At 71.6% G+C, this 22,238-nt stretch carries 18 protein-coding genes; 4 read left to right on the plus strand and 14 right to left on the minus strand.

Features of this window, described 5'->3' with window-relative positions; translation table 11 throughout:
* Nucleotides 1-4: 4 nt before the first annotated feature.
* Both L942_RS26375 and L942_RS26380 read right to left on the minus strand, forming a co-directional pair.
* Entirely contained in the window at nt 5-637 is a 633-nt protein-coding gene (locus L942_RS26375) for an NUDIX domain-containing protein (RefSeq protein WP_037365419.1), read from the minus strand.
* The gene (locus L942_RS26380) at nt 634-2,334 is read right to left on the minus strand and encodes a CTP synthase (RefSeq protein WP_081655236.1); all 1,701 of its coding nucleotides are present in this window, start codon (nt 2,332-2,334) and stop codon (nt 634-636) included. Before L942_RS26380 ends, L942_RS26375 begins: the two co-directional genes overlap by 4 nt.
* 97 nt (nt 2,335-2,431) lie before the next feature.
* On the opposite strand from L942_RS26380, the gene aroA reads away from it, so the two are divergent.
* Complete coding sequence (aroA, locus tag L942_RS26385; RefSeq protein ID WP_037365424.1) at nt 2,432-3,718, plus strand: 3-phosphoshikimate 1-carboxyvinyltransferase; 1,287 nt, start codon at nt 2,432-2,434, stop codon at nt 3,716-3,718.
* Here the strand turns inward: aroA and L942_RS26390 are convergent.
* Nucleotides 3,711-4,556, minus strand: a complete 846-nt coding sequence (locus L942_RS26390; protein WP_037365428.1) for an alpha/beta fold hydrolase — start codon at nt 4,554-4,556, stop codon at nt 3,711-3,713. The genes aroA and L942_RS26390 overlap by 8 nt on opposite strands.
* Before the next feature lie 43 nt (nt 4,557-4,599).
* Nucleotides 4,600-5,280: a GntR family transcriptional regulator gene (locus L942_RS26395; protein WP_037365430.1), complete on the minus strand. Its 681-nt coding sequence runs from the start codon at nt 5,278-5,280 to the stop codon at nt 4,600-4,602.
* A gap of 135 nt (nt 5,281-5,415) precedes the next feature.
* On the opposite strand from L942_RS26395, the gene L942_RS26400 reads away from it, so the two are divergent.
* Together L942_RS26400 and L942_RS26405 are read left to right on the plus strand one after the other, a co-directional pair.
* Nucleotides 5,416-6,843 (plus strand): NCS1 family nucleobase:cation symporter-1, encoded by a 1,428-nt coding sequence (locus tag L942_RS26400; protein ID WP_037365433.1) that lies wholly within the window; start codon nt 5,416-5,418, stop codon nt 6,841-6,843.
* The gene (locus tag L942_RS26405; RefSeq protein WP_037365435.1) at nt 6,843-7,553 is read left to right on the plus strand and encodes an aspartate/glutamate racemase family protein; all 711 of its coding nucleotides are present in this window, start codon (nt 6,843-6,845) and stop codon (nt 7,551-7,553) included. The genes L942_RS26400 and L942_RS26405 overlap by 1 nt, the downstream gene beginning before the upstream one ends.
* Nucleotides 7,554-7,557: 4 nt before the next feature.
* Here the strand turns inward: L942_RS26405 and L942_RS26410 are convergent, their stop codons facing one another.
* The gene (locus L942_RS26410) at nt 7,558-8,694 is read right to left on the minus strand and encodes an acyltransferase (RefSeq protein WP_037365439.1); all 1,137 of its coding nucleotides are present in this window, start codon (nt 8,692-8,694) and stop codon (nt 7,558-7,560) included.
* Nucleotides 8,695-9,076: 382 nt separating this feature from the next.
* On the opposite strand from L942_RS26410, the gene L942_RS26415 reads away from it, so the two are divergent.
* Nucleotides 9,077-10,942, plus strand: coding sequence for a glycosyl hydrolase family 18 protein (locus tag L942_RS26415; RefSeq protein WP_037365440.1), 1,866 nt, complete (start codon nt 9,077-9,079; stop codon nt 10,940-10,942).
* Nucleotides 10,943-11,325: 383 nt separating this feature from the next.
* Here the strand turns inward: L942_RS26415 and L942_RS26420 are convergent, their stop codons facing one another.
* The 9 genes from L942_RS26420 to L942_RS45550 all read right to left on the minus strand — a co-directional run bounded on the left by L942_RS26420 (nt 11,326) and on the right by L942_RS45550 (nt 21,972).
* Nucleotides 11,326-12,273: a copper transporter gene (locus L942_RS26420; protein ID WP_037365441.1), complete on the minus strand. Its 948-nt coding sequence runs from the start codon at nt 12,271-12,273 to the stop codon at nt 11,326-11,328.
* Entirely contained in the window at nt 12,270-13,454 is a 1,185-nt protein-coding gene (gene steA / locus L942_RS26425) for a putative cytokinetic ring protein SteA (protein WP_037365443.1), read from the minus strand. The genes L942_RS26420 and steA overlap by 4 nt, the downstream gene beginning before the upstream one ends.
* A 102-nt stretch (nt 13,455-13,556) precedes the next feature.
* On the minus strand, nt 13,557-14,705 hold the full coding sequence (locus L942_RS26430) for a DUF1266 domain-containing protein (RefSeq protein ID WP_037365445.1): 1,149 nt from the start codon (nt 14,703-14,705) through the stop codon (nt 13,557-13,559).
* 10 nt (nt 14,706-14,715) lie between these two features.
* On the minus strand, nt 14,716-16,500 hold the full coding sequence (recN, locus tag L942_RS26435) for a DNA repair protein RecN (protein WP_037365446.1): 1,785 nt from the start codon (nt 16,498-16,500) through the stop codon (nt 14,716-14,718).
* A gap of 96 nt (nt 16,501-16,596) precedes the next feature.
* Complete coding sequence (locus L942_RS26440; protein WP_037365447.1) at nt 16,597-17,517, minus strand: NAD kinase; 921 nt, start codon at nt 17,515-17,517, stop codon at nt 16,597-16,599.
* Entirely contained in the window at nt 17,514-18,341 is an 828-nt protein-coding gene (locus L942_RS26445; RefSeq protein ID WP_037365448.1) for a TlyA family RNA methyltransferase, read from the minus strand. Before L942_RS26445 ends, L942_RS26440 begins: the two co-directional genes overlap by 4 nt.
* A gap of 5 nt (nt 18,342-18,346) precedes the next feature.
* Nucleotides 18,347-18,553: a hypothetical protein gene (locus tag L942_RS26450; RefSeq protein WP_009079580.1), complete on the minus strand. Its 207-nt coding sequence runs from the start codon at nt 18,551-18,553 to the stop codon at nt 18,347-18,349.
* A 16-nt stretch (nt 18,554-18,569) separates the two neighbouring features.
* Complete coding sequence (locus L942_RS26455) at nt 18,570-19,547, minus strand: HAD-IIA family hydrolase (RefSeq protein ID WP_037365449.1); 978 nt, start codon at nt 19,545-19,547, stop codon at nt 18,570-18,572.
* Nucleotides 19,540-21,972, minus strand: a complete 2,433-nt coding sequence (locus tag L942_RS45550) for a hypothetical protein (RefSeq protein ID WP_037365451.1) — start codon at nt 21,970-21,972, stop codon at nt 19,540-19,542. Before L942_RS45550 ends, L942_RS26455 begins: the two co-directional genes overlap by 8 nt.
* Between the last annotated feature and the right edge of the window lie 266 nt (nt 21,973-22,238).

Consider the following 22,238-nt stretch of genomic DNA (forward strand, 5'->3'; position numbering starts at 1 on the left):
AAACTCAGCCCTCGGCCAGTCGGCGGGCGAACCGCGTGGGCCGGTCCCGCCACGGCGCGTCGGCGGGGCGGGTCTGGGCCGCCCCAGTCACGACCGCGTGCGCCGACAGCACCCCGGACACCGTCGCGCCGTTGACCAGCTCGCCGGCCAGCGCCATCCGGACCGCCTCGGCGAGCGGGAACTTCCGCACCACCAGGTCGGCCTCCTCCTCGCCGAGCACCTCGCGGTCCACTTCGGACAGATCGCGCGCGAGGAACACGCGCACCACCTCGTCGGTGAACCCGGGCGAGGCCGCGACGTCGACCAGCGTCTCCCAGCTCGCCGCCGAGAGCCCGGCCTCCTCGGCCAGCTCGCGCCGGGCCGCGTCGACCGGGTCCTCCCCCGGCTTGTCGATCAGCCCGGCGGGCAGCTCCCACAGCCGGCGCCCGAGCGGATGCCGGTACTGGTGGACGAGCGTGACGTTGTCCTCGCTGTCCAGCGCCGCGATCACGACCGCGCCGAGGTGTTCGACCACCTCGCGCTTGGCGGTCTGCCCGCCGGGCATCACGACGTCGTCGATCCGCAGGCCGACGACGCGTCCCGCGTGGACGACCGTGCTGCCGGCGACGGAGAACTCGTGCGTGCCGGGCGCGCTCACCGAGCCGCCACGGGCGTCTCGGGCAGTTCGACCGGGAGCCGCTCGGCGACCTTGCGGTCCACGACGGCCTTCACGAACGCGCTGAACAGCGGGTGCGGCCGGGTCGGGCGGCTCTTCAGCTCGGGGTGCGCCTGGGTGCCCACGAAGAACGGGTGCACGTCCGCGGGCAGTTCGACGAACTCGACCAGGCGGTCGTCCGGCGAGGTGCCGGAGAAGACCAGGCCCGCGTCGCCGATCTGCTTGCGGTAGGCGTTGTTCACCTCGTAGCGGTGCCGGTGCCGCTCGGACACCTCGGTCGTGCCGTAGGCCTTGGCCACCTGCGAGCCCGGCTTGAGCTTCGCCGGGTACGCGCCGAGGCGCATCGTGCCGCCCATGTCCCGCTCGCCCGCGACGACGTCGCGCTGGTCGGCCATGGTCGAGATCACCGGGTGCTGGGTGGTCTCGTCGAACTCGGCCGAGTTCGCGCCCTCGATGCCGGCCAGGTTCCGGGCGCTCTCGATGACCATGCACTGCAGGCCGAGGCACAGCCCGAGCAGCGGAACGCCGTGCGTGCGCGCGTAGTGGATCGCGCCGACCTTGCCCTCGATGCCGCGGATGCCGAACCCGCCGGGGATCAGCACACCGTCCACATCGGACAGCACGGAGGCGGCGCCCGATTCGGTCTGCGCGTCGTCCGAGGCGACCCACACGATCTCGACCTTGGCGCGGTGCGCGAACCCGCCCGCGCGCAGCGCCTCGGTGACCGAGAGGTACGCGTCCGGCAGGTCGATGTACTTGCCCACCACCGCGACCCGGACGATCTCGCTCGGGTTGTGCACGCGGTCGAGCAGGTCGCCCCACACCGTCCAGTCGACGTCGCGGAACGGCAGGCCCAGCCGGCGCACCACGTAGGCGTCGAGCGCCTCGCCGTGCAGCACCTTCGGGATGTCGTAGATCGAGCGCGCGTCCGGGCAGGCGATGACCGCCTCGGTGTCGACGTCGCACATCAGGCCGATCTTGCGCTTGAGGTCGTCCGGGATCTCCCGGTCCGCGCGGCACACGAGCGCGTCCGGCTGGATGCCGATGTTGCGCAGCGCGGCCACCGAGTGCTGGGTCGGCTTGGTCTTGAGCTCGCCGGAGGGGGCGAGGTAGGGCACCAGCGACACGTGCAGGAAGAAGCACTGGTCGCGGCCGACGTCGTGGCGCACCTGGCGGCACGCCTCGAGGAACGGCAGCGACTCGATGTCGCCGACCGTGCCGCCGACCTCGGTGATCACCACGTCCGGCGCGACGCCGTTCTCGTCCGGCCCGGCCGCGGCGGTGATCCGCGCCTTGATCTCGTCGGTGATGTGCGGGATCACCTGGACGGTGTCGCCGAGGTACTCGCCGCGGCGCTCCTTGGCGATCACCTCCGAGTACACCTGCCCGGTGGTGACGTTCGCCTTGCCGTCGAGAGAACGGTCGAGGAAGCGCTCGTAGTGCCCGATGTCGAGATCGGTCTCGGCGCCGTCCTCGGTGACGAACACCTCGCCGTGCTGGAACGGGTTCATCGTCCCGGGGTCGACATTGAGGTACGGGTCGAGCTTCTGCATCGTGACGCGGAGCCCGCGTGCGGTGAGGAGCTGTCCGAGGCTGGACGCCGTCAGACCCTTACCCAGAGAGGAGGCGACGCCTCCGGTGACAAAGACATACTTGGTAGCCCGCGACTGAAGTCCCACGGGCCGCCAGCATATCCCACTCCGGGCAGATCGCTCGCCGACGCCTCTTCCCGGCGCGGCGGAATCGGTTCACCCGCCGCGCGCTAGGCTGCGCGGCGTGCCGAACCTCCGCGATGACCACTGGACCGCCCCGGTCGCGGGCGCCTCGCTGGACGCCGCGGTGCGCGTCCCCGGATCGAAGTCGATCACCAACCGGGCCTACGTGCTCGCCGCGCTGGCGAGCGCGCCCACGCGGGTGCGCCATCCGCTCGACTCGCGCGACACCCGGCTGATGCTGGCCGCGCTCGCCTCGCTCGGCGCGCTGTCCGAAGAGACCATCGACGGGTTCCTCGTCCATCCGCTCGGCACCATCGGCGGACGCGGCGACGAGACGACCGTCGCGCTCGGCAACGCCGGGACCGTCGCCCGCTTCACGCCCGCGCTCGCCACGCTCGGCGACGCGTCCGTGCTGTTCGACGGCGACGAGGCGATCCGCCGCCGTCCGATCGGCCCGCTGCTGACCGCGCTGCGCAAGCTCGGCGCGCGGATCGACGACGGCGGACGCGACGCGCCTCCGTTCACCGTGCACGGCACCGGCGGCCTGCGCGGCGGCCGGGTGGACCTCGATTCGTCGGCCTCCAGCCAGTTCCTGTCCGCGCTGCTGCTCGCCGGCCCGGCGTTCGAGCAGGGCGTGACGGTGCGGCTGGTCGGCGGCGCCCCGCCGAGCGAACCGCACATCGCGATGACGCTCGACATGCTGCGCCGGTTCGGGGCCACTGTGGACCGTTCCGGCACGGAATTCCGCGTGGAGCCGGCGAAACTGTCGTGCCCGGAGTACGTCGTGGAGCCGGATCTGTCCACCGCGGCCCCGTTCGTGGCCGCCGCGGTGGTGGGCGGCGGGACGGTCCGGGTGCACGGCTGGCCGAAGCGGACCACGCAGCCGGGCGACTGGCTGCGCGGCCTGGTGACCGAGCTGGGCGCGAAGGCGACGCTGGACGACGACGGCCTGGTCGTCACCGGCGGCGGCGCGTTCCCCGGCATCGACCTCGACCTGCACGAGGTCGGCGAGCTGACCCCGGTCATCGCGGCGATGCTGTGCTTCGCCGACAGCCCGTCGAGCATCACCGGCGTCGCGCACCTGCGCGGTCACGAGACCGACCGGCTCACCGCGCTGGCCACCGAACTGTCCAGCCTCGGCGCGGGCGTCACCGAACTCGAGGACGGCCTGGAAATCGCCCCCGCCCCGATGCACGGCGGCGTTTTCCGCACCTACGAGGACCACCGGCTGGTGATGGCCGCGGCGGTGCTGGGGCTGCGCGTGCCCGGCGTGCTGGTCGAGAACCCGGCGACGGTCGGCAAGACGTTCCCGGAGTTCGTCGAGACGTGGAGCGCCGCCGTCAGCTGAGCAGGCGGCGGATTTCGCCGGCCACCACCTCGGGTTCGGTGACCGGCACCAGATGCCCGGACTTCTCCGCGATCCGGTGCCGTCCGCCGGACGAAACCCGTTGCGCGTGCGCGGCATTCGCCTCCGCGCGCACGGCCGCGTTCATCCCGTCCCCGGCGCGGCCGCCGGACACGACGGTGACCGGACAGCCGGCGGGCGCGGGCGGATTCGTCCGCCAGGCCGCCAGCTCGTCGAGGAAGGTCCGCGCCTGTTCGGCCTGGGTGCGCAACACTTGCGGCGTAAAGCCTTCGCGCGCCAGATCGCGCCGGACGTCCTCCGGAGCCGCCCGCAGCATGGGGCGGTACAAGAACTTCAGCAACCCAGCCGCCGCGAGGACCCGGCCGGCGCGCAGAAAAACCCGCTCCGCGGTGCGGAATCGGGGCGAGAACAGCACTTCCGCGGTTTCGTCGGCCGGGTCGACGAGGACGAGTCCCGCGATCCGCGCGGTCGTCCGGGACGCGGCGAGCCGCACGATCGGTCCCCCGGCGCTGTGCCCGACGAGCACATAGGGCCCCGGACCGAAGTGGCGCAGCACGTCGACCAGGTCGCCGGCCATCCGGTCCAGCGTCCGCCCGGACGAATCCGGGGCGCTGCGGCCGAGCCCGGACCGGTCGTACACCACCGCCCGCGCGAACTCGGCGACCAGCGGTTGCACAAGCCCCCACGACGACCGGCTCGCGCCCGCTCCCGCCTCGAACACCACGGTCGGCGCGTTCTCCGGACCGGGCAGCACCATCGCGTACAGCCGTCGTCCGTCCCGGGCGGACACCCACTCCGGCTCGCCCTGCACGTGCGCCACCAGCGACCCCCCTCGCTCGAAGTTAGGGTCACCTTACTAGAGCTCAGCCCGCTGGCCGCTCGTCTTGGTCGTCCTCCCCGAAAAGGTCGCGCAGCGTCACCGCGCGGTTGACCCGGACGTGCTCGGCGGCGTACTCGCGCGCCCGTTCCACGTCGCCGGACCCGATCGCGTCCACCAGCCGGCGGTGTTCCTCGAGCAGTTCGTCCCAGTGCTCGTTCTGGCTGGTCAGCCACCGCAGCTGACCCTGGAGCGGATGCAGCATCGTGGTCAGCAGGCGGTTGCCCGCGACGGCGATGATCTCGGTGTGCAGCCTGCTGTTGACCTCCGAGATCCGCGCGCCGTCGCCGCCCTGGGTCACCCGCGCGGACTCGGCGAGCAGCCGCTCCAGCCGGCGCATCTCCGGTTTGCCTGCCCGCTCCGCGGCGCGCGCGGCGGCGAGGCTTTCCAGCGCCTCCCGGACGTCGAACAGCTCCTCGACGTCCGCCCGCGCCAGCTGCCGCACCACGACCCGCCGCGGCGAGGGCACGACCACGAATCCCTCGGCTTCCAGGCTGCGGATCGCCTCGCGCACCGGCACCCGGGACACGCCGAGGTCCTCGGCCAATTCGCGCTCGACCAGCCGGGCCCCCGGCTTCAGCCGCCCGGTCAGGATCCGTTCCCGCAGTTCGTCGAGCACCCTGCGGCGCGTCGCCGCCAGCGGCTGCCGCTCCTCCGTGCCGCCCATGAGTCCCCCTCTCGCCGAACCGGACAATCGCCGAGTTTATCGGGAAGGGGTTGACGCGGCAGCCGCGCGGCGCGATATTTGGTATCCCAAGTTTGGGATACCAAAGCTGCCCGGCACGTCGACCGGAGGTCTGCAATGGCGCACGCCCCGTCCACCGAAACCAGCGCGAACATCCAGACCGAACCCGATCCTCGGCTGTGGAACGAGGACCTCGCGCCCGCCAAGGAGCGGCGCTGGAAGGTGTACGACATCTTCGCGCTCTGGATGTCGGACGTGCACAACCTCGGCAACTACACCTTCGCCGCCGGACTGTTCGTGCTAGGCCTGTCGGCCTGGCAGGTGTTCACCGCGCTGCTGTTCGGCTTCGTGATCATCTTCTTCGGGATGAACCTGATGGGCCGGATCGGGCAGCGCACCGGCGTCCCGTTCCCGGTGGTCGCGCGGATCAGCTTCGGCACGTTCGGCGCGAACCTTCCCGCGCTGATCCGCGCGGTGATCGCGATCTTCTGGTACGGCATCCAGACCTATCTCGCGAGCGTCGCCATCACGCTGCTCGTGCTGGCGATCGATCCCGGCCTGAAACCGTTGACCGAGCACAGCTTCCTCGGCCTGCACGCGCTCGGCTGGATCTGTTTCGTGGCGCTGTGGCTGGTGCAGGCGCTCGTGCTGACCCGCGGCATGGAGGCGGTGCGGAAGTTCCAGGACTGGTGCGGCCCGCTGATCTGGGTCGTGATGATCGCGCTCGCGGTCTGGATCCTCGCCGCGAGCCACTGGCACATCTCGCTCACCAGCAGCCCCCGGCGGCTCTCCGGCGGCGAGCAGGTGCGGCAGTGGTTCGGCGCGGCCGGGCTGATCCTGTCCACCTACGGCACGCTGATGCTCAACTTCTGCGATTTCTCCCGCAACGCCCCGGACCAGAAAACGGTGCGGCGCGGCAACTTCTGGGGCCTTCCGGTGAACTCGACGGCGTTCGCGCTGCTGTCGGTGATCGTCACCGCGGGCAGCCTGCAGGTGTTCGGCGAGGCGATCACCGACCCGGCCGAACTGCTCGCCCGCGTGCACAACACCCCGGTGCTGGTCGTCGGCGCGCTGACCTTCGCCATCGCCACCATGGGCGTGAACATCGTCGCGAACTTCGTCTCCCCCGCCTACGACCTGGCCAACATCTGGCCCAAGCGGATCTCGTTCACCGTCGGCGGGATGATCAGCGCCGTCGCCGCGCTGTGCGTGCTGCCGTGGAAGCTGTACTCGTCGCCGGTGGTGGTCAACTACTTCCTCGGCGGGCTCGGCGCGTTCCTCGGGCCGCTGTTCGGGATCATGATCGTCGACTACTACCTGATCCGCCGCGGCAAGGTCGACGTCGAGCAGCTGTTCGTGCGCGACGGCAAGTACCCCCGGGTGAATCCGCGCGCGATGGCGGCCTTCTTCCCGTGCGCCGTGCTGTCCGCGGTGATCGCGCTGGTGCCGTTCTTCGCGCCGGCCGCGCCGTACTCCTGGTTCCTCGGCACCGCCAGCGCCGGGTTGCTCTACTACGCCGTTTCGTACCGCCAGCGGAGGGCTTGATGCGGATCCTCGTCACCAACTGCAACACCACCGAGGCCATGACGAAGGAGATCGAGGCCGGGGCGCGGGCGGCGGCCAGCCCCGGCACCGAAATCGTCGCCCTGACCCCGAAGTGGGGCCCCGAATCGGCCGAAGGCTGGCTCGACAGCTTCCTGTCCGCCGCGGCGGTGCTGGACCTGTTGCGCACCACCGAGGAAACGTTCGACGCGGTCGTCCTCGCCGGGTTCGGCGAGCACGGCCGCGAGGGCGCGCGGGAACTGCTGGACGTGCCGGTGGTCGACATCACCGAGGCCGCGGCGCATCTCGCCGGGCTGCTCGGCCGCCGGTACGGCGTGGTGACGACGCTGGACCGCACGTGCGGGCTGATCGAGGACAGCCTGCATTCGGCGGGCGTGGACCGCAACTGCGTCGCGGTCGTCGGCACCGGGCTCAGCGTGCTGGAGCTGCGCGACGAGGAGCGAACCGAATCAGCGCTGCTCACCGCCGGTCGCCGGGCGCGCGACGCGGGCGCGGAGGTGCTCGTGCTCGGCTGCGCCGGAATGACCGGGCTGGACCGCACGATGTCGGCGATGCTCGACGTCCCGGTGGTCGACGGCGTCGCGGCCGCGGTCCGGCTCGCGGAATCCCTGGTGGCGCTGGGATTGCGGACCAGCCGGGCCGGTTCCTACGCGCGGCCGCTCGAGAAACACCGCAGCTGGCCCGGCGAATGACTCCTCAGGCGCGCACCGGCACCCGGGCGCGGCCGGTCAGCGCCTTGCTCCACGGCAGCCGCCGCAGCACTTCGACGATCCCGAAGGTCAGCGCCACTGTCGCCGGGTAGGCCACCAGCGTCGTCCACGGCGCGCCGTAGCGGTCGCCGACGAAGACGAACAACGGGTCCAGCAGCGCGATCGCGATCGGGTGGGTCAGGAACACCGCGAACGAGCGGTTCACCGCCCAGGACACGAACCGCCCGCCGCGCTGCCTGCTCTCCGCCCAGCGCGCGCCCGCGAGGTAGATCCCGGCGATCACCGCGACGAACCACGGGATCAGGTACGGGCGGAAGGCGTCCGACGCCATCTCCGGCCACTCTCCGAAGTGGACACTCACGAAGTAGCCGGCCTCCGCGACGGCCAGCCCGCCCGCCATCGCCAGCAGCACCCAGCGCGAATGCGTGCGCAGCCAGGCGTGCACCGCCTCGAAGTGCACCGCCGCCGCGGCGCCGAGCAGCAAGTAGAACTGGTAGACGACGAACGTCGCGAAGAACTTGCTGACGAAGACGTAGCCCAGCGCGTCGGGCGGGTAGCTCATGAAGATCGCGACCCCCACCTGGATCGCGCCGGAGCACGCCAGCACCGTCCACGGACGGCGGCGGATCAGGCCGAACATCTTGGCCAGCAGCGGGAACAGCAGGTACACCTGCAGCGTCACCAGCATGAAATACATGTGGTACCAGGCGTTCCCGGTGAGCAGGTCCGTCCCGAGAGTGCGCAGCTGGGCGCCGGCCGACCCGAACGGCTGGCCCGAGGTGAGCACCGAATAGACCCGGTAGATCACCGTCCAGACCACGTACGGCACCGCGACGAGCGGGAACCGCCTGCGCCAGAACTTCCCGGGCTGCAGCGGCCGGTCGCGGTACTGGAACACGAGCACGAACGCGGTGAGCGCGAAGAACGCCTCGCGGGTCAGGTGCAGCGGAGTCTGGATCGCGTCGGCGACGACGTCCTGCGGCAAAGTCGTGGAGCCGACCACGTGGATGAGGATCACCAGGGCGAACGTGACGACCCGGTACAAATCGAGCTGGCGCAGGTGCGTTCGCCTGGCGGGCGCCGGCTCGTCCGCGCGGACGAGCGGGATCTCGGTAGTGGTCATCGTTCGGCCGTGCTCCCGGGGTCGTTGGCGCTCATGGTGCCAGGCTCTCGTGCGCAGCTGTGAGCCACCCATGATCTTCCTGAGACCCGGCTGATGCCGCGCGAGCCGGATGTCGGGTCAGCCACACCCGTCCGGGTGAACCTGTGGTCCGGACCACGCGCCCAGCCTGGAACAGGCCGTTCGTCGGGCCTTTCCGGACACTTCACCACAAATCGCCCGGGCGCGAAAATTGGTCTAGTCCACAGTATTGACTCCGGCTGTGCGCTGGTTCACATTCGAATGCGGGCCGGCCCCCGCTCCTGCAGTGATCACCCGATGTCCGACGCTTGCCGCGCATTCCGGTGCGGCGAGCGGACTTCGCCTGTGCGAGGGAGAAACGCTCATGCCCCACCGGACCTTGAGACCGCTGGCCGTGGCCTGCGCCGCCCTGGCCGCCGTGGTCGTGGCCGGTCTCGCCATCCTGGCCCGGCCCGCCCCGGCCACCGCGACGCCCGCCCCCTCCTCGGGAGGACTGCGCATCGCCTACTTCGACCAATGGAGCATCTACCAGAACGCCTACTACCTCAAAAACGTCGACAAGATCGCCGACAACATCGACTACCTGCTCTACGACTTCGAGAACATCGACCCGAACAACCTGACCTGCTTCGAAACGACCAAGGCCACAACTCCGGACCCGGGCGGCGAGGACGACCCGAACGCGGGCGACGGCGCGGGCGACCAGTTCGCCGACTACCAGAAGTCGTTCGGCTCGGACATCAGCGTCGACGGCACCGCCGACACCTACAACATGCCGATCGTCGGCAACTTCCACCAGCTGCAGGAACTCAAGGCGCGGCACCCGAACCTGAAGGTGCTGCTGTCGCTCGGCGGCTGGACCTACTCGAAGTACTTCTCCGACGCCGCGGCCACCGACGCCTCGCGCAAGAAGTTCGTCAGCTCCTGCATCGACATGTTCGTCAAGGGCAACATCCCGGCCGCGGGCGGCTACGGCGGCCCGGGCACCGCCGCGAACATCTTCGACGGATTCGACATCGACTGGGAGTACCCGGCGCACCCCGGCGGCCACACGGGCAACCACTACAGCCCGAACGACACCCAGAACTTCACCGCGCTGCTCGCCGAGTTCCGGAGCGAACTCGACGCACTGGGCAAGCACTACGCGCTGTCGGCCGCCCTGCCCGGCGGACAGGACAAGATCGCGAAGATCCAGACCGACAAGATCCACCAGTACATGGACTTCGCGGACCCGATGACCTACGACATGCACGGCGCGTGGGACAAGACCGGTCCGACGAACTTCCAGGACCCGCTCTACCCCTCGCCGAACGACCCGTCCGCGCCCATTCCGCCGGGCACCGAGAAGTACACGATCGATCAGGTGGTGAAGGCCTACACGCAAGGAGATCCGGCGTACGGCATCCCCGGCGGGTTCCCGGCTTCGAAACTGACCTTGGGCATCCCGTTCTACTACCGAGGCTGGACCGGCGTGCCCGCCGGCTCGAACCACGGGCTGTACCAGACGGCCACCGGCCCGTCCGCGCCGCATCCGCTGAGCGGCAACGTGCCCGGGGTCGCGATGTACAAGGAACTCACCGGCGTGGTCGACAACCCGGCGGACACGTTCTGGGACCCGACCACGCAATCCGCGTGGTTCTACGACGGGACGAGCTTCTACGGCGGTTCGTCGAAACAGTCGATCAAGGCGCGCACCGATTACATCCATTGCAACGGCCTCCGCGGCGCGATGATGTTCTCGCTCTACGACCTCGACCCCGACTCGACGCTGTTCCACGCGGTGGTGGACGGGCTAGCCGCGCCGACGGAGGGCTGCTCCGGCCCCCCGCCGACCACCCCGACGACGCCCACCACGCCCACGACCCCGACCACGCCCACTACGCCGACCACTCCCACGACTCCCCCGGGCGGCCAGTGCTCGGCCCCGGCCTGGGATTCCGGCAAGGTGTACACCGGCGGCGCGGTCGTGTCGTACAACAACCACACCTGGACGGCGAAGTGGTGGACGCAGGGCGAGCAGCCCGGCACCTCGGACGTCTGGTCGGACAACGGAGCCTGCTCCGGCGGCGGCGGTCCCACCACCGCGTGCCCGGCGGCGTGGAACAGCTCCCAGTCCTACATTGCCGGCGCGGTGGTGTCCTACAACGGCCACCGCTGGTCCGCCAAGTGGTGGACACAAGGCGAAACGCCCGGCACCGCGACGGTCTGGGCAGACAACGGCGCCTGCTGACCCCGCGGCAGGCGCTCGCATAGCGGCGGCGGCACCGGGAGCCCGCCCCGAAGGGCCCGGTGCCGCCGCCGAATCCGCTTTGGCCTAACCCAAATCAGCGGCGGTGCCGGGTTTCCTCGCGCACGAAGGGAATCCGGCGCCGCCCGAGTCACCGTTCGCTCGCTCCTCGCGACGCCAGACCCCCTGCCGCCCGCACAAGTCTGCTGCGGCACCGAATTCCTCACTCACGAAGGAAACCCGACACCGCCCGACTCGAACCGCCGTCCAGCCGCCCCGCAACACCACACCACTCGCCGCCGGCACAAGACGGCGACGGCACCGGATTTCCTCACCCACGAAGGAAACCCGACACCGCCGCCTTGGTCGTGCGGGAAGACGCCCGCTCAGTTCCCCGGCGCAGTCACCCCGGGCGCGATCGCCTGCGCGTTCCCCGCGATCCCGTACCGGCCCGAGCCGCCGTTCAGCTGCTCCTGCAGCGCCAGAATCGTCGCCACGCGGCCGGCCGCCGAATCCGCGTTGTCCACAGTGGACAGAATCGAGGTCGCGGAGGTGTCCGCGCGCACCACGCCGATCGGGCCGGTACCTTCCGCCGAACCCGGGTCGCCGGCGAGCACGGTGCCCGCGCCGGAACGGTCGAGCTGTGCGGCGAACCGCGCGATCGTCGCGGCCCGGTCGCCCGCGCCGTCGCCGGTCTGCTGGGCTCCGGTCAGCACGATCGCGAGCTGCGCGGGCTGCACGCCCTGGCTCGGCTTCACGAAACCGCCGTCGGTCAGCCCGCCGAGGGCGGCGGCGAGTTCGTCGCCGCTCGACTGCGGTTTCGCGCTCGCCTTGTCCAGCAGCAGCACCGAACCGAGCAGCGCGCCGGCGAGCGTGCCGGAGTCGCCCGCGGTCGGGAACTTCGCCCCGGCCGGCTGCAGCCGCGTGACGACGTCGCGCAGCTGGTCGGCCTTCGCCGGGTCGGTGAACGCGTTGGTGAGCTGGAGTTCGCCGGTCACCGAGGCGCCGGACTGGCCGACGAGCTTCTTGAGCGCGTCGCGGTCGGCCGGGCGCGCGTCCTGCGTGGTGACGATGACGACGCTGCGCTTGTCCAGCGCGCCCGCGACGACCTTCGGGCCCATGGTCCCGGCGAAGGCGTCCGCGTCGGACAGCCGCGCGTTGAGCGCGTTGCGCTGCGCCTCGAGGTCGGACACCTGAGTGCCGAGGTCTTTCTTCTGGTCCGCGAGCCCGGAGAGCAGCGAACCGTTGAGCGCGGTCGAGCCCAGCACCACGCCGACGGCCAGCGCCAGGAAGCACGCGGTGATGGAAACGATGTGGTACCGCAGGGAAATCACGTGAAGAGACCCTTCACCCAGGCGACGAACGTGGACCAGGCGTGCTGGATCCACTCGAGGTAGACGGAGCCGACGTCGGACACCAGCAGCGCGGCGATGACGACGACGATGGCGGCGAGGACGAGCAGCGCGACCGCGCCGAGCGACACCCGGGCGCGGTGCAGCGTCGCGACGGCCTTGCCGTCGACCAGCTTCGTGCCGAGCTTGAGCCGCGTGAGGAACGTGGACGGGTTCGACCCGGACCGGCCGTGGTCGAGGAATTCCCGCAGCGTGGCCTGGAACCCGACGGTGACCACCAGGCTCGCGCCGTGCGCGTCGGCCAGCAGCAGGGCGAGGTCCTCGGCGTTGCCGGACGCGGGGAAGGTGACCGCGCCGATGCCCAGGTCCTGGATCCGCTCGACGCCCGGCGCGTGCCCGTCCGGCTGCGCGGGGACGACGACCTCGCCGCCGCTGCGCAGCGTCGCGGTGCCGATCCCGGTCGGGTCGCCGACCATGACGTCCGGCTGGTAGCCCTGCGCGCGCAGGGTGTCCGCGCCGGCGTCGACGCCGATCAGCACCGGCCGGTGCTCGCCGATGTACTTCTTGAGCTTCTTGAGGTCCTCGGCGTGCCCGTTCCCGGCGGCGACGACCAGCACGTGCCGGTCTCGCACCGGGACCTTCAGCTCCGGCACGCCGACGCCGTCGAGGATCAGCGTCCGCTCCCGGCGGAGGAACTCGATCGTGTTGGCGGAGAAGGCTTCCAGCTGGGTCGACATCCCGGCCTTGGCCTCGATCATCTGGTCGGCGACGCTTTCCGCGGTCTGCTCGACCCCGGTCGCCAGCTGCCGCTCCCCCAGGTACACCGCGCCCTCGTGCACGCGCAGCTTCGTGCCGTCCTTGACGCTGCGCAGCAGGTCCCCGCCGACCGAGTCGACCAGCGGGATGCCCGCCGCCACCAGGATTTCCGGGCCCAGGTTGGGGAACCGGCCGGAGATCGACGGCGACGCGTTGACCACCGCGGCGACCTCGGCGGCGACGAGCGCGTCGGCCGTGGCCCGGTCGAGGTCGAGCTGGTCCAGCACGACGATGTCGCCGGCGCTGACCCGGCGCAGCAGCTCCCGCGTGCGCCGGTCGACCCGCGCGACACCGATGACGCCGGGGAGGGCTTCTTGGTTCCGCGCGAGAAGACCAGTGAGCTTCATGTGGCTGATGGTGACAAATTTGTGCGTGCGTGCGGAGCCGACGCGCCGAAGCGGACATGACTCGTTGTGGTGAGCCATGTCGCGGAGGCGGGCGCGCCGGGGTTAACTGTGCGGTCCGCCCGCCTCGAAATCGAGGTTGGACCAGGGACTCGCGGGATCGGTCAGCAGCCGGTGGCGCACCCGCGCGGCCGAGACGTACTCCGGGCCGAATTCCTCGCGGTCGAGCGCGAGCAGCCGGCCGAGCACGTATCCGGTGGACAGTTCCGCCCACGAATCGTGGTAGCGCCGGGCGATCGCGCCGGCCTCCAGCACCATCAGCTCCGCGGTGAGCGCGTCGCAGTAGCCGACCGCCAGCCCCCAGCGCGCCAGTTCGACCGCGCGGCCGACGTCCCAGCCGATGATGCTGTCCACCACGCCGTCCGGCGCGAGCAGGCCGTCGGCGCGGAACCGCTGTTCGTACCGGACGATCCGGCGCACCGCGTCGACGAGCGGCCCGGCCTGGTCGTCGGCGTCGTTGTCCGCGCACCACTGCCGGACCAGCTCGACCCAGCCGTAGACGTCCAGCGCCAGGCCGCTGCGGGCGCGCAGCACGAGCACGAGGTTTCCGGTGGTGAGCTGGTAGGAATCGCCGAGCAGCCGGTCCATCGCGGCCCGCCAGCCCGCCGCGTCCGCGACGCCCCACCAGTCGCGCAGGCCCCGGACTTCGGCGACGTAGTCGTGGTAGCGCGCGTCGAGGACGTTCCACGGTTCGGCCGACAGCACCGCCTGGTGCGCGCCGCACGCGAGCGCGTGCGCGACCGGACCGTCGAGAATTCCGTACCGCGCCGTGTAAAGCCGCTCGACCTGCTGCTCGACCGCGGTGACCCGGTGCGGATTCGCGTCCACCCAGGGCAGCACGGCCGCCGCGCTCACCCGCCATTCGCCGAGCGTGCCGCGGTTGAACACGACCTGTTCCTCTTGGCCGAGACCGTGCGTGGCCCAGTCGAGATCGCCGCTGAGGAACACCACGTCCGCGCCGAAATCCGGCAGCGCGCCGCGGGTGAACACCTGCAGCGAGGACTCGCCGCCGTGCGCGCAGCAGACTTTCGCCGGCGACCAGGTCCGCTCCTGCGCGAGCCGCTGCGCCTCGTCCCGGTGGATCGGCACGAACAGCTCCTCGTCGCCGAGGAGTTCGAGGAAACGGTCGAGATCGTCCTCCCGCCGCGCGCGGGCGAGTTCGGCTTCGACGTCGGCCAGCGTGGCCCAGGTCATGCGATCCGCCTCAGCCCTTCTTCGCGCGCTTGCGCTTCGGACCGGTGTGCTTCGCTTTGTCTTTTTCCGCGGTGGCAAGCAGTTCTTCGGCGTGCGCGCGGCCGGTTTCGGTGCCGTCCATGCCGGCGAGCATCCGCGCCAGCTCGCGCACCCGTTCGTCCTGGCCGAGCGTCTTCACGCCGCTGCGCGTGACGCCGCCGCTGGTTCCCTTGTCCACCACCAGATGCTGGTCGGCGAACGCGGCGACCTGCGGCAGGTGCGTCACCACCAGAACCTGGTGCGTGCGCGCGAGCCGCGCCAGCCGCCGGCCGATCTCCACCGCGGCCCGGCCGCCGACCCCGGCGTCGACCTCGTCGAACACCAGTGTCTGCACGGTGTCCGCGTGCGCCAGCACGACCTCGATCGCCAGCATCACGCGCGACAGCTCGCCGCCCGAGGCGGCCTTGTGCACCGGCAGCGGCGGCGCGCCGTTGTGCGCCCGCAGCAGCAATTCCACCTCGTCGACGCCGTCCGGGCCCGCGTGCACCGCGTGTCCGTCGATCGCGAGCGCCTGCCGGTCGCCGTGCTCGGCCGGGCGCTGCTCGACGGTGATCTCCAGCTCCGCCTGGCCCATCGCGAGCCCGGACAGTTCCTTGGTGATCGCCGTGGCCAGCTCCGCGGCCGCCTTGCCGCGCGCGGCGGAAACCTCGGTGGCGTGCGCGACCAGCTGCACGGCCAGCTCGTCACGGCGCAACGCCAGCGCTGCCAAAGCTTCTTCGGAGGTGTCCATCGATTCGAGCCGGCGGCGCGCGTCCTCGGCCCACGCCAGCACCCCGTCGACATCGGCGGCGTATTTGCGGGTGAGCCGCTTGAGATCGGCCTGGCGCGCGAGCACCTTCTCCAGCAGCGCGGGGTCGGCGTCCAGGTTTTCGACGTAGCTGCCCAGCTCCGCACCGACGTCGCTGAGCAGCGTGGAGGCTTCCTCCAGCCGCGGCACGAGGTCGCGCAGCACGGAGTCCTCCGCCGAAACCAGCCGCCGCACCGCCTCGCCGACCAGGCCGAGCGCGCCCGGGGCGTCCGGATCGCCGTCCTGCGCGCCGGACACCGCCGCGTGCGCCTCGGTGGCCATCGCGCGCAGTTCGTCGACCGCGGCGAGCCGTTTGATCTGCTCGGTGAGCTCGACGTCCTCGCCCGGTTCGGGCGCGACCGCGTCGATCTCGTTCAGCCCGTGTTTCAGCAGGTCCGCCTGCTGCGCCATCTCGCGGGAGCGGTTGGACCGCTCGCTCAGCTCGGTGAGCACGGCCAGCCATTCCTCGCGGACCCGGCGGTACTCCGCGAGCGGCCTGCCCACCGCGTCGCCGGCGAACCGGTCGATCACCGCGCGCTGCTCGGCCGGGCGCAGCAGCCGCAGCTGGTCGTTCTGCCCGTGCACGGCGATCACCTGCTCGGACAGCTCGGACAGCACCCCGACCGGCACCGACCGGCCGCCCAGGTGCGCCCGCGAGCGCCCGTCGGCGGCGACCGTGCGCAGCGCGATGACGCTGCCGTCCTCGTCGACGTCGGCCCCCGCGTCGGTGACGATGCGGGCGGCCGCGTCGTCCTTGCCCACGGTGAAGCGGCCCTCGACGAATGCCTTCAGCATCCCGTTCCGGACCTTCGACGCCTCGGCCCGTCCGCCCGACAGCAGATGCAGCCCGGTGACGACCATGGTTTTGCCCGCACCCGTCTCACCGGTGACCACGGTGAAGCCCGCGTGCAGTTCCAGCAGGGCTTCCTCGATGACTCCGAGGCCCTGGATGCGCATCTCGGCCAGCACGACGCATACGGTAGCGGCCCGCACCGACGTTCTGTGCGTTCGAGGTCCGCTAACTCTTCTTTTCGCTGGTCGAACACTTGTGCGGGCGCGTCGCGCTCAGCGGTCTCCCGGGCGCCGGTCGCGCCAGCTGCGCACCGGCAGGCCGAACTTGTACACCAGCCGGTCGGTGAACACGCCGTCCCACAACCGCACCAGCCGCACCGGCTGCTCGCCGCACACCACGCGCACCAGCGCGCCCGGCGGCAGGTCGAACGACCGCAGCCCGTCGCAGGTCAGCGCCGCTTTCGGGCCGGTCGGGTCGATGCCGACGGTGATCACCGACTCGGGCGAGACGACCAGCGGCCGGGAGAACATCGCGTGCGCGTTGCTCGGCACCACGAGCAGCGCCTCGACGTCCGGCCACAGCACCGGCCCGCCCGCGGAGAAGGCGTACGCGGTGGAGCCGGTCGGCGTCGCGCACAGCACGCCGTCGCAGCCGAAGGACGACACCGGACGGCCGTCGACCTCGATCAGCGCGTCGAGCACCCGCTCGCGGCTGAACTTCTCGACGCTGGCCTCGTTGAGCGCCCAGGTCCGGTAGATCTCCGCGCCGTCCGCGGTGACCGTGACGTCGACGGTCATCCGGTCTTCGACGTGGTACTCGCGGTCGACCACGCGCTGCACGGCGTCGGCGAGCGCGTCCGAATCCGCCTCGGCGAGGAAGCCGACCCGGCCGAGGTTCACGCCGAGCACCGGCACCCCCGCCGGACGGGCGAGTTCCGCCGCGCGCAGCAGGGTTCCGTCGCCGCCGAGCACGAACACGAGCTCGGCTCCCTCGGCCGGATTGTGTTCGGGCGCGACCACGGTGCACGGCATGGCCATGCAGCCGTCCGGGTCGATCAGCTGGAGGACGTCCTCGTCGAGCACGCGCAGCCGGATCCCGGCCTTCGCGAACCGCTGGGACACCTCGCGGGCGGCCTCCCGGGTGGTGTCCCGGTCGGGGTGCACCACGAGGAGCACTTCACGTTCGGCGGTCACTGGGGTCCTTCCTGGACTGCGGCGCGCACGAGCGGTTCGGCTTCCGCGGCGGCTTCTCCGTCCGCGTCTTCCGGCCCCGTTTTGCGGAGCCACACGAAGTATTCGACGTTCCCGGACGGACCGGGCAAGGGGCTCGCGACGACTCCGCGCAGCGACAGGCCGAGTTTCGCGGCTTCGGCGAGCACGCCGAGCACGGATTCGACGCGCAATTCCGGATCGCGCACCACGCCGCCGCTGCCGAGCCGGTCCTTGCCGACCTCGAACTGGGGTTTGACCATCGGCACGAGATCCGCGCCGTCGCGGGCGCATTCCGCGAGCGCGGGCAGCACGAGCTTGAGCGAGATGAACGAGAGGTCGCCGACGACGAGGTCGACCTGGCCGCCGAGGACGTCCGGCGTGAGGTTGCGGACGTTCGTGCGGTCGAGGACCACGACGCGGTCGTCGGTCTGCAGCTTCCAGTCGAGCAGCCCGCGCCCGACGTCGGCGGCGACGACCTTGTCCGCGCCGTGGCGCAGCAGCACGTCGGTGAACCCGCCGGTGGACGCGCCCGCGTCGAGGCAGCGGCGGCCTTCGACGGTCAGCCCTTCCGGACCGAAACGCTCAAGCGCGCCAAGGAGTTTGTGCGCTCCGCGCGACGCCCAGCCCGGGTCGTCCTCGTCCTTCACGACGATCGGCGCGTCGTTTTCCACGCCGGTGGCGGGTTTCGTGGCGACCATGCCGCGCACGGCGACCTTGCCGCCGGTGATGAGCGCGGAGGCCTGTTCGCGGGAGCGGGCGAGTCCGCGCCGCACGAGTTCCGCGTCGAGCCGGGCCCGTTTGGCCACGCCGGTCAGACCTTGTCGATGCTGGACAGGGCCACGGTCAGCTCGGTGTGCACGGCCTCGAACCGGTCCACGTGCTCGGCGGGCGGCAGCGTGTCGAGGTCGTCGAGCCCGGCGACGGCCTCGTCGATGCCCGCTCGCGGGTCAGTCTGCTGCGGGCCGGGTCCGGGGATCGGCGGGGGTCCGGGAACCGGCCGCGGAACGTTCGGGTGCACAGCCCCAAACTACCAGTCAGGCCAGCCCGAGCCCGGCTACCGCCGCCGCGGCCGCGTCGCCGTCCGCACGCACCTGCGACACCCCGGTGCGCCACGCCGAATCGCACAGCGCGCGCAGCAGGTCGAGCTTGTCCCCTTCGCCGCGGACCGTCAGCACGTCGCCCTCGCTGATCTCCCAGCCGGGCTTTTTCCCGACGCGCAATTCGTCCGCCGGCTGCGCGAGCGCGGTGAGATCCGCGCCCAGATGAGTGGGGCGTTCCGCCGGAATCGCGGTGAGCAGCGTCGCCGGAGTCGCGATGCCGGTGAGGACGCACAACGAGTCGAGCCCCGCCGCGACCGCGCCCGCGATGTCGGTGTCGAGCCGATCCCCGACCACCAGCGGACGCTTCGCTTTCGCCGACCGCGCGGCCGTCTCGAACAACAACGGCTGCGGCTTCCCCGCGACGACCGGCTCCGCGCCGGTAGCGATCTTGAGCGCCCCGACCATGGATCCGTTGCCCGGCATCAGCCCGCGCTCGGTGGGCAGCGTGCTGTCGGTGTTCGTGGCGACCCACAGCCCGCCCGCCCGGATCACGATGCTCGCCTCGGCGAGGTCCGCCCATCCGGTTTCCGGCGAATGTCCTTGCACCACCGCGGAAACGTCGTCGCCCGCGGTCCGCACCGGCTCCAGTCCCGCCGCGGTGACCTGGTCGCCGAGCGAGGCGGTGCCGACGATGAGCACCTTCGCGCCGGCGGGCAGCCGGTCCCGCAGGAGCGCGGCGGCCGCCTGAGCGCTCGTGTGCACCTCTTCGGTGTCCGCGGAGATCCCGAGGTCCCGGAGGTGCTCCGCGACCGCTGACGGAGCCTTGGACGCGTTGTTGGTCACGAACCGGACCGCCGTGCCCTGCTCGCGCACGGCGGCCACGGTTTCCGCGGCGCCCTCGATCACCTGCGGCCCGTGGTAGACGGTGCCGTCGAGATCGAAGAGCAACGCGTCGTAGGCCACGTCAGTCATCGTTCTGCTCGGCGGACCCGTTCGCCTCGTTCGCCAGATCCGCGGCCCGCTCGGCTGCGTCGGTCTCGTCCTCGGCGTCGGCCTCCGCGGCGTTGAGGAACCACTGCACGGCCTCTTCCTTGCGCCCGGCAGCCTCGAGGTTGTCGGCGTAGGCGTAGAACAGGCGCGCGCTCCACGGGTCGCGCTTGCCCGCCTGGAGGTCCGGCCCCTGCAGGGACACGACCGCCGCGTCCAGCTGCCCGAGATCGCGCCGCGCACCGGCCGCGACGATCGCCAGCTCGACCTGGGTCGACTTGGTCAGCCGCTCCTTGTCGGTCTCCTTGGCGAGGTCCAGGGCGCGCTCCGGACGGCCGAGCGCGCGCTCCGCGTCCGCGATGATCGCGATGTGCTCGTCGCTGCGCGTCATCCGCCGGACGGCCCGCAGTTCGGACAGCGCTTCCTGCCAGTTGCCCGCGTGGTACGCGACGAGCCCGAGCCCTTCGCGAACGATCGGCACCCGCGACGCCTTGGTCTTCGCGTACCGAGCGTGCTCGAGGGCGGCCTCCGGATCGCTGTCGACCAGCCCGCCGGCCGCGACCAGATGCTTTCCGACGGTCTCCGCGAGCCCCTTCGGCAGGGTCCGCAGTTCCCGGCGGACTTCCTCGTCGAGGTCGGAGAACTCGATGTCTTCCGGCAGTTCGGGCGCTTCGAGCAGCTCGCGGGCGAGGGCGGCGTCCTGTTCTTCGGGGGTCACCGGCCGCTTGCCGCGAGGACGGTCGTCCCTGCGGTCGCGACGGTTGTCCCGGTTGTCCCGGCCGCCACGGCTTTCCCGGCTATCACGGTCTCCGCGGCTGGGGCGGTCTTCCCGCTCGCCGCGGTCCTGCGAGCCGCCCGCTTCGGGCTGTTCCCGGCCCTCAACGGCCTCGTCCCGCGCCCCAGCGCCCGACTCGACGTCCACGGCACCCGAGCCAGCGGCGACCTCGTCGACCGCGGATTCCTCGACCACAGCCGACGAGGTCTCCTCGACCTCGTCCCGCTGCCCCCGGAACCCCTCGTCCGGACGGTCCTTCCGGAACCCGCCGGACCGCTCGTCCCGACGGTCGCCGCCAGGCCGCTTGCCGCCAGACCGGTCGTCGCGCCGGAACCCGCCGGAGCGATCGCCCCGATAGCCGCCTTCGTCCCGACGCTCGTTCCGATACCCACCGGACCGGTCGTCCCGCCGGTCTCCGCGGTAACCACCTTCGTCGCGCCGGTCATTGCGGTACCCGCCGGACCGGTCGTCCCGACGATCCCCGCGGTAACCACCTTCGTCGCGCCGGTCATTGCGGTACCCGCCCGAACGGTCGTCCCGCCGGTCTCCGCGGTAACCGCCCTCGTCGCGCCGCTCATTGCGGAAGCCACCCGACCGGTTGCCGCGATCGCCGCCTTCGTCCCGACGGTCGTTGCGGTACCCGCCCGGCCGGTCATCCCGCCGGTTGTCGCGGTACCCGCCCGAACGGTCGTCCCGCCGATCTCCGCGGTAGCCGCCCTCGTCCCGGCGATCGTTGCGGAACCCGCCGGAGCGGTTGTCCCGACGCTCGTCGCGATCGTTGCGGAACCCGCGGTCGTCGCGCCGGTTCCCGCCGGACCGGTCGTCCCGGAATCCGCCGGAACCCCGGTTCCCGCCACGGAATCCGCCGTCGCGCGGGCCGCGGTCGTCCCGGTGCCCGCCGGGCTTTCCGCCCCGGTCGTCGCGGTAGCCGCCGCGCGAATCGCGGTTGTCGCGGTCGCCGTAACCGCCGCGGCGGTCGTTGTCGCGGAATCCGCCGGACCCGCGCCGATCGTCGCGGAAACCGCCGCTTTGGGAGTCCTTGCCGCGATAGCCGCCCGAACCGCGCCGGTCGTCGCTGTCGTTCCAGCGCCCGCCGGACCGGTCTCCGTAGGAGGACTTGCCCTGCGGCCGTCCGCCGCGGTCGCCGTAGGAGGATTTGCCTTCCGGCCGCCCCGAACGGTCTCCGTACGATGTGCCGCCCGGACGCCCGGAACGGTCCCCGTAAGACGGCTTGCCGGAACGATCGCCGTAAGAGCGGCCTTCCGAACGGTCGCCGTAGGACTTCCCGCCTGGTCCGCCGGAACGCTCGCCGTAGGACTTGCCCTGCGGACGGTCGAAGTCGCGCTTGCCGCGGGGGCGGAAGTCGCGGTCGTCGTCGCGTTTCCCGGCGTAACCGCGGTTTTCCCGGGGGCCGTCGCCGCGGCCGGGGCGGCCGGCGAACCCGCCGGACCCGCGTGCGCCGCGGTCGTCCCGCCGGGGCCGGCCCTGGTGGCTGTCCCGCCCGCCGCGGTCCTGCCGCGCGCCGCGCCGGTCTCCCCGGGGCGCGTCGGACCGTCCGCCGCGGGAGTCCTGGTCGCGGCGAGCCGACCGACCGGACCCCTCATCCGCTGAGTCTCGTCGACCGAACTCGGACACCTGGCCTCCTGCCATAGACAACTCTGGAATTCTGAAGACGACCCTCCGTACGAGGGCCGATTGACTATCCTACGGGCCCGTTCGGAGCAACCTCGCGCGGGCGGACCTGAGCGGTCCCGCGCGGGGCTCGAGCGGACGCGAACATGAGTCTGGGCCCCGGGAGAACCAGGAAGGGTTCTCGGACCGGGGCCCAGACCTAAAGTAAGTTCGGCGGTGTCCTACTCTCCCACAACCCTTCGGTTGCAGTACCATCGGCGCAGTCAGGC

It is taken from the genome of Amycolatopsis orientalis DSM 43388 (assembly GCF_000411975.1).
Taxonomy (GTDB): domain Bacteria; phylum Actinomycetota; class Actinomycetes; order Mycobacteriales; family Pseudonocardiaceae; genus Amycolatopsis; species Amycolatopsis orientalis_D.

Excerpts from the sequence above, each read along its gene's own strand:
- L942_RS26400 (WP_037365433.1), top strand. The coding sequence starts at position 5,416 with ATGGCGCACGCCCCGTCCACCGAAACCAGCGCGAACATCCAGACCGAA.
- L942_RS26455 (WP_037365449.1), bottom strand. The coding sequence starts at position 19,547 with ATGACTGACGTGGCCTACGACGCGTTGCTCTTCGATCTCGACGGCACC.
- L942_RS26430 (WP_037365445.1), bottom strand. The coding sequence starts at position 14,705 with ATGACCTGGGCCACGCTGGCCGACGTCGAAGCCGAACTCGCCCGCGCG.
- L942_RS26405 (WP_037365435.1), top strand. The coding sequence starts at position 6,843 with ATGCGGATCCTCGTCACCAACTGCAACACCACCGAGGCCATGACGAAG.
- L942_RS26410 (WP_037365439.1), bottom strand. The coding sequence starts at position 8,694 with ATGACCACTACCGAGATCCCGCTCGTCCGCGCGGACGAGCCGGCGCCC.
- L942_RS26395 (WP_037365430.1), bottom strand. The coding sequence starts at position 5,280 with ATGGGCGGCACGGAGGAGCGGCAGCCGCTGGCGGCGACGCGCCGCAGG.
- L942_RS26415 (WP_037365440.1), top strand. The coding sequence starts at position 9,077 with ATGCCCCACCGGACCTTGAGACCGCTGGCCGTGGCCTGCGCCGCCCTG.
- steA (WP_037365443.1), bottom strand. The coding sequence starts at position 13,454 with ATGAAGCTCACTGGTCTTCTCGCGCGGAACCAAGAAGCCCTCCCCGGC.